1 pseudogene is annotated in these 542 nt (G+C 73.6%); it reads right to left on the bottom strand.

Annotation, left to right across the window (positions count from 1 at the left end):
- Positions 1-447 (bottom strand): annotated as a pseudogene (locus tag AC08ON_RS05050) (hypothetical protein); the annotation flags it as partial.
- Positions 448-542: the final 95 nt, after the last annotated feature.

The raw sequence follows: 542 nt of genomic DNA, 5'->3' as shown, positions 1-542 counted from the left end.
CTTTCGGCGAGGGGCCGGGGGCGAGGGGGCCGGGTGTGCCGCCGGCGTCGACCGCGCCGTGGACGGATCAGGTGTCGTCGAGGGTTTCGCCGACGTGCCGGGGGTGAGCCTGAGAGGAGGTGGGCCCGCGGTCCTCACCACAGCCCGAACCTGGCTGATCCCCAGAGCCTGCTCGATGACGTCGTGGCGGGGCTCGGTACCGAACCCGTCACCGGGGCCGAGCCCACCGGCGGAGTCGGTCGCACCGGACGGGGCAGACCCCCCGGGCTCGGACAAGGAGTCGGACAAGGCGGTGGTGCTCCGTTGCGGATCACGTGTCGCCAGGACGAGGCGTGGCCCGTCGGCGTGCGGCTTGATCGGCATCGTGACGGGCCGTCCCAGGGCGATCAGGATGGCGACCGCCGGGATGACGAGCCAGAGCGGGTCGAAGCGTGGCAAAGGGGGCATGACGGTGACACCTCCGGGTCCGGGGGAGGCGCGGCGGCCGGATCCGGTCCAGGTCCGCTCGTCCGGCCGCCGCTGTGCCGGTCCGAAGAGGGGAG

It is taken from the genome of Frankia sp. CoWAU3 (assembly GCF_977971855.1).
Note: the sequence above shows the minus strand (reverse complement) of the source record. Positions and strands in the feature narration are given on the sequence as shown.